Source organism: Pedobacter sp., assembly GCF_035566355.1.
Taxonomy (GTDB): domain Bacteria; phylum Bacteroidota; class Bacteroidia; order Sphingobacteriales; family Sphingobacteriaceae; genus Pedobacter.
On the sequence record NZ_DATMRL010000734.1, the window covers coordinates 1 to 5,217 of the forward strand.

Consider the following 5,217-nt stretch of genomic DNA (forward strand, 5'->3'; position numbering starts at 1 on the left):
AACACACTTGCTCTTCAGAATAAACTCACTACCGTTGGTGCTGTGAATACAGGTGATCTGTTGAAAAAGGGAGATTATGTTTACTTATTGCAAAGCAATGGTGCCAAGATTGTTTTGGCGAGTGACTATTCACTGATTAAAAGCTTTCCAACTATTAACCGTGGTTTTGCGCAAACGCCGAATGGTAAAGTTTGGGCTTCAACCGGAACCCGTCTAATTGGTATTGACAACAATTTAGATACAGCAGGGGTGGCACTGAAAGTAAGTATTGGTAGTTTTGGTTTAGATGCGCCAACCCGGATTACCGCATCGGCAAAGGAGAATGCTGTTTTCTACCATTCAGGAAAATCAATCTATAAATATGTAGATGGTAATGCATCATCTTTAGCGCAACCTTTTATTACGATTACCGACAATCCTTTCATGATCTATGGTGCGATACGTTATGATAAGAATAAAGATTATATTGTTGTAAACGGTATTCAGGGTTATGGTGCGGGTTCAACGGTTAATTTCTTATTGATATACAATGCTTCAACTGGTGCATTGGTTAAGAAAATTAAATATGGAGGAGATGGTATTACTGCTGATTTTACAAAAATATACTTCCCCGACTTAGCTGTATTTCATTAATTGCAGACCGCGTTGGTTTTATAGTCCGATTCAAATTTGAACATGATGAAGCCCGATTGTTTTAAACAATTGGGCTTTTGTTCGCAAATAACTAACTTCAATTGTTTTCTTGCTAAATAAGAAATATGAAAGTAGTTAACTGATCAATAAACAATGAACCTGAGCATTATTAAGCGTATAGGGATAGCGGTAGCTATTGTTTCCGTGCTGTTTTCATTGGTGCTTATCATCGCCATGCTTCTATCGGAATCTAGGGGACCTGGTACCATGGATATCGATAAAGGACAGAAGGTAGGAGGTATATTTACCCGATCTCAGAACCAGGTATATGCATCTGTGCCGAGTAATGGGGATTATCTGATCAAAGAGGCTGATGCCAATAGCTTCAGGCTGTTGGATGACAACTTCCGAAACCGCCAGTTTGGCGTAGATAAAAAACACGCTTACTGCGGCAATTTAATTGTCAAAGATTTTAATCCGTCTACAGCTAAAGCAATTGGTAATGATTATTTTAGTGATGGTCAGCAAACGTGTTATTGTGCTTCGATGAGTGTAAGGAATCAAAGGTTATCGACTATATCGGAATTAAACCAGCAGATGCTATATGGTTTTGGGATAGGAGAGAAGCCGCAGACCTATATTTACCCCTTTTCTATACTTGAAGCTAGCGCAGCTCCTTATCGTGCTGTGCAGAATACAGACGTTGTTACCAATGGAACCTTATCTTACTACAGAGGTAAAATTCTTCCCCAGGCTAATCCGGAGCGTCTAAGACAGATTCGGGAATTGTACAACGATGGTGATATTCGTGAAAGTATAAGCTATCTGGCAGATGGCCAACATGTCTATTATAAGAATACCAGACTGCCACTTAAAGATCATTCTGATTTGTATGCCATTGTTATTGATGCTCAAAACCAGGAAAATTATCTCATAGATCCCAAAGAAGGTATGGTCTATGTTAATGATATTGCTTTTGAAAAGCAACATGGTCCCTATCATGTTTTGTCTCTAAATGGTGGGCATGTTTATCATGCACTATTTCTAAGCAAGGATGGGATTTTCTATTTTGATGTAGTTAAAAATAAGGTTCTGAGTATAGATGACAACCCGTTCAACAGCGGGAAATTTACGGAAATTGCACCTTTGGTTTTTTCCGATGGTCAGCAGATTCTTTATACGCAGACAAAAGAAATTTGGGGTGGAAGACGAAATCCAGGACTTAAATCCAGGACTACGAATATCTGTAGGTTAGGTGAGCCCAATACAGGAAAGTGGACGAAAATTGGTATGGTTGATCATAATTTTGGATCGGTTTGGAAAAATGGTGCTAACTATTATTACTTTGACCAGCTCGGCGATACGCAGCTGATTGGCCAGACAATTTATCGTATCACAGATCAGGCGACGGTTGATGCGCTGCTCTCCCAGGAAATCCGTACAGAAGACATCCGTAACCTTGTTCGAACGGATCATATGGCAAAGGTAAAAAGCACTGAACTGGTTCATGTGACGACTTCTTATTCCGGCAGGTATGCTTGGTTGATGTGGGGTGTTGTATTTCTTATAATAGGTGTTCAGCTGTGCTTATGGCTGCTAAAGAAACTCGGCTTCAATCCCAAGCTTTTTTTCGTATATAAAACGTAAAAAGCCCATCTTTCGATGAGCTTTTATCAGTAGCGGGGAGCAGGATCGAACTGCCGACCTCAGGGTTATGAATCCTGCGCTCTAACCATCTGAGCTACCCCGCCGGGCTTAATATTGATAGAAGAGTATCAAATATTAATGTGGTTATTTTTAAGAGTTGCAAATATAGAATAATTTACCTTTCTTTAGAAATAAATAATGAAAATAATTAAATAAATTCAAAATATAAGGGTTCCAAGATGTCAGAAAAGAAAAAGTTTACGCTAGAATACGAATTGAAATCATCTCCGCGTATTTTGTTCAGTTTTATAAGTGAGCCTAATGGCTTGTCTCAATGGTTTGCAGACGATGTGGTTTTTCGTGACCAGGTTTTTACTTTTAAGTGGGATGATGAAGTTCAGAAAGCAAAATTGCTCAGTGTAAAAGAAAATAAACTCGTTAAATTTAAATGGGTGGATGATGAACCACATTGCTATTTTGAAATGGAAATTGTACAGGATGAACTGACCAATGATGTGGCTTTAAGTATTACAGATTTTGCGACAGATGAAACCCTTGCAGAACGGACTTTAATCTGGGACAACCAAATTACCTACCTGCATAGTGTGATAGGGGCATAAATATTCGCCTGCATTGACTACCTTTGTATATTGAAAAAGATTCACTTACTTCTAGTCAAGGCCTTTATTAAGCCATTTATTGTCACATTCTTTATTGTGATGTTTATCTTGCTGATGCTTTTTCTATTTAAATATGTAGATGATTTAATAGGAAAAGGATTTGAATGGTATGTTATCCTTGAGCTGATGTTCTATGCATCTGCTGCAAATGTGTCTATGGCACTCCCGCTGGCTATTTTGCTGTCGTCTATTATGACTTTTGGTAGCCTGGGAGAGAATTATGAACTAGTGGCCATCAAATCTGCTGGTGTTTCATTACAACGCGCCATGAGACCGCTTCTGGTTGTGATTGTATTGCTGGCCATTGGGTCTTTTCTGTTCTCTGATTATATGCTGCCCAAGGCCAACCTTAAGTATGGTTCTTTATTATGGGATGTTAGAAATAAAAAATTATCCTTTTTGATCAAGGAGGGGGTTTTTAATAACAGTATTCCTGGTTATTCTATTAGAGTGGATAAGAAAGGGGAGGACGGGATTTCGCTGGAGGGCATTATGATTTATGATCATAATGGTACCGGAGGGATCGCAAAAATCATCATGGCCAAAGATGGAAAGATGTACAAGACCAGTGATGATAAGTATCTGATGCTGAAACTAAATAATGGTGTGCGGTATGAGGAGACAGCGGGTAAAAATACCTCTTTTAATCCAAGGCAGGAATTGTACCGTATGCGTTTTGGAGAAACAGAACAGAAATTTGATTTTTCAAGTTTTAAAATGAGCAGAACAGACGAAAACAGTTTTCGTTCCAATACGGCTATGCTTAACCTGAAGGGATTAACCAGAAAAAAGGACTCTTTGACAAAGTTACAGGACAGTACAGATCGTTACGCAAGGTTAACTTTGGGTAGTTATTATAAACAAAACAATTATACCAAGGGCTATACAAAGATTAAGATTCCGGCCAGGAATATAAAAGGATCTATACTTGATGAAATCCCGAAAGGATTGAGGTCAACGGTACTTCAAAGTGCGCTCGATCAGGCGACTACTATTCAACAAACTACATCGGCAAAAATTCCGGAGCATGAAGAACAAATGCGAAACCTGATCCGGGTAGATGTGGAATATCAGCGGAAATTTACATTGGCGGTATCTTGTTTATTACTTTTCTTTATTGGGGCGCCACTGGGTGCAATTATCAGAAAGGGTGGACTGGGGCTTCCTGTGGTGATGGCAATCATCTTCTTTCTGATCTATCACATTATTTCTACAGTATCTGAAAAATCAGCCAATCAGGGTAATATAAGCCCTGTTTTGGGTATCTGGATGGCTATTATTGTATTGAGCCCTTTAGGAGCGTTTCTGACGTATAAAGCAACGGTTGATTCTGCTTTATTTGATGCTACCTATTATAAAACTACCTTCGTTAATTTCTTTAACAGGTTCTTAAAAAAGAAAAGGCCTGAAAGTTAATTCGTCCTTTTGAATATCATTACCAATTGATGATATTTTAGAACTTAATTTACCGGTGAAGGTTGTACCTTTGTATAAGGATTCTTTGGCTTAATTAAAGATAGAAGGCCGGGAAAGTTTAAAAATGGAAATTAAATTGAACACAATAGAAGAAGCTATTGTAGATATAAAAGCCGGAAAACTGATTATTGTAGTTGACGACGAAGACAGAGAAAATGAAGGAGATTTCATTACGGCTGCAGAGAACGTAACTCCTGAGATGGTTAATTTTATGGCAACCTACGGCAGGGGCCTGATTTGTGTGCCTTTAACCGAAGAACGCTGCGATCATTTAGGGCTTGAACTGATGGTTGGCAAGAATACTGCGGCTTACGAAACGAACTTTACGGTGTCTGTTGATTTGGTTGGACATGGTTGTACTACAGGTATTTCTGCTTCTGACAGATCCAAAACTATACAGGCATTGGTCAATCCTAAAACCGATCCGGAAGAGCTGGGCAGGCCTGGACATATTTTTCCTTTGCGGGCTAAGGCTGGTGGTGTGTTGAGACGTTCAGGACATACTGAAGCTAGTGTTGATCTGGCCAGGTTAGCCGGTCTGGAACCTGCTGGTGTTTTAGTAGAGATATTGAAAGAAAACGGAGAGATGGCCCGCTTGCCTGATCTGATCAAAATAGCTGCTCAGCATCAATTGAAGATCATCTCTATTAAAGATTTGATTGCTTACCGTTTAAGTAATGAGAGTCTGATCAAGCAAGAAGTAACGATTAATCTGCCTACGCAATGGGGTGATTTTAAAATGACAGCCTATACGCAGTTGGATAACAATGCAACTCATCTT

General features: G+C 39.1%; 5 protein-coding genes and 1 tRNA gene. 5 read left to right on the forward strand and 1 reads right to left on the reverse strand.

The genetic code is table 11. The features are described from left to right. Both VNZ46_RS29125 and VNZ46_RS29130 read left to right on the forward strand, forming a co-directional pair. The coding region (locus VNZ46_RS29125; protein ID WP_325565190.1) for a DUF5074 domain-containing protein at positions 1–633 on the forward strand (633 nt) is incomplete at its 5' end. Between the two features lie 153 nt (positions 634–786). Then, a complete protein-coding gene (locus tag VNZ46_RS29130; protein ID WP_325565192.1) occupies positions 787–2,280 on the forward strand; it encodes a DKNYY domain-containing protein in 1,494 nt (497 codons plus the stop codon). Between the two features lie 30 nt (positions 2,281–2,310). Here the strand turns inward: VNZ46_RS29130 and VNZ46_RS29135 are convergent. Beyond that, a tRNA-Met gene (locus VNZ46_RS29135) sits at positions 2,311–2,384 on the reverse strand. A gap of 135 nt (positions 2,385–2,519) precedes the next feature. On the opposite strand from VNZ46_RS29135, the gene VNZ46_RS29140 reads away from it, so the two are divergent. The 3 genes from VNZ46_RS29140 to ribB all read left to right on the forward strand — a co-directional run. Further along, complete coding sequence (locus VNZ46_RS29140; protein WP_108553601.1) at positions 2,520–2,900, forward strand: START-like domain-containing protein; 381 nt, start codon at positions 2,520–2,522, stop codon at positions 2,898–2,900. Between the two features lie 30 nt (positions 2,901–2,930). Then, a complete protein-coding gene (locus tag VNZ46_RS29145; protein ID WP_325565195.1) occupies positions 2,931–4,376 on the forward strand; it encodes an LptF/LptG family permease in 1,446 nt (481 codons plus the stop codon). A 124-nt stretch (positions 4,377–4,500) separates the two neighbouring features. Continuing rightward, positions 4,501–5,217, forward strand: a 717-nt coding sequence (ribB, locus tag VNZ46_RS29150) for a 3,4-dihydroxy-2-butanone-4-phosphate synthase (RefSeq protein WP_325565197.1), incomplete at its 3' end; no start/stop codon positions are given.

What these genes read in the sequence shown, in the direction of transcription:
- VNZ46_RS29140 (WP_108553601.1), top strand. Translation starts at nt 2,520, where the DNA reads ATGTCAGAAAAGAAAAAGTTTACGCTAGAATACGAATTGAAATCATCT.
- VNZ46_RS29130 (WP_325565192.1), top strand. Translation starts at nt 787, where the DNA reads ATGAACCTGAGCATTATTAAGCGTATAGGGATAGCGGTAGCTATTGTT.